2 protein-coding genes are annotated in these 1,170 nt (G+C 59.7%); both read left to right on the top strand.

What is annotated here, in order from left to right; all coding sequences use genetic code 11:
* Positions 1-92: 92 nt before the first annotated feature.
* The gene (locus BGIM_RS62355) at positions 93-581 is read left to right on the top strand and encodes a helix-turn-helix domain-containing protein (protein WP_020467907.1); all 489 of its coding nucleotides are present in this window, start codon (positions 93-95) and stop codon (positions 579-581) included.
* Positions 553-1,161 (top strand): IS630 family transposase, encoded by a 609-nt coding sequence (locus BGIM_RS60080; RefSeq protein WP_020467906.1) that lies wholly within the window; start codon positions 553-555, stop codon positions 1,159-1,161. The genes BGIM_RS62355 and BGIM_RS60080 overlap by 29 nt, the downstream gene beginning before the upstream one ends.
* Positions 1,162-1,170 lie beyond the last annotated feature (9 nt).

Genomic DNA, 1,170 nt, shown 5'->3' with positions numbered 1-1,170 from the left:
TATACCACACGCGGTGATGAATGAGGTCTTGCGGAATTCGACAGCGTCCGGTATTCGAGTGTTCATCTTCAACACCCGGAATGGAGTCCGGCATGTCTGCTCGAACGACGCTTGTTTTCAGCGACGACGTCCTGGCCGAGTTGTCACGGGAACGCTACGACCACCCCGATCCACATGTGCAGCGCCGGATGGAAGTGCTTTGGCTGATTGGCCACGGCGAAACACAGGTCCGAGCAGGCGAGTTGGCGGGCGTGTCGAAAGCGACGGTTGCCCGGCACATTGCCTTGTTTCGCCGGGAGGGTCCGGACGGTCTTCGCCGACTTGGCTGGCACAAGCCGGAAAGTGAACTGGAGCGGCATCGGACCACACTGGAAAACGAGTTTCGCGAACGCCCGCCGCACACGGTTGCGGAAGCCGCCGACCGGATCAGGGAACTGACAGGCCTGCGGCGTGGCGAAACCCAAGTGCGGAAGTTTCTCAAAAAAACTCGGCTTGAAACACCGTCGCGTGGCGGCGGTCCCTTTGCCGCCGAAAAAGACGGTCGCGGAGCACGTGGAAACGCAGGCCGTTTTCCGGCGTGAACAATTGGAGCCGGCTCTGGCGGAGGCCGCGGCCGGCCGGCGTGACGTGTATTTCGTGGACGCGGCGCATTTCGTGCGCGGGGCGTTTTTGTGCTGCGTCTGGTGCGCGGCCCGGTTGTTCATTCGCGGCGCCTCGGGCCGGCAGCGGCACAATGTCCTCGGCGCCTGGAACGCCATCACCCGCCAACCAATCCGCATCTCCAACACTACCCGCGTGTCTTCGGACACGATGACGGAACTGCTCGCCAAGATCGCCGCCGGAATGACGAGACCGGTGACGCTGGTATTGGATAACGCCCGCTATCAACATTGCCGTCAGGTGAAGGAGGAAGCGGCCCGGCACGGAATCCAACTCCTGTTCCTGCCCTCGTATTCGCCGAATCTCAACCTGATTGAGCGAGTATGGAAATTCACCAAATCAAAGGCGTTGCGAGGCCGGCATCACAAAGACTTTCAAGTCTTTCAACAAGCGATTGACGATTGCCTCGATCGAACCGCCACTGATCACGCTGACAAGATGAAGTCCCTGATGACGCTCAGTTTTCAATCCTTCGACGAAGCCTCATTTCTCGCCGCGTGAGGTATAAAT

The organism is Zavarzinella formosa DSM 19928 (assembly GCF_000255705.1).
Classification (GTDB): Bacteria; Planctomycetota; Planctomycetia; order Gemmatales; family Gemmataceae; genus Zavarzinella; species Zavarzinella formosa.
This window is presented reverse-complemented; position numbering and strand designations above follow the sequence as displayed.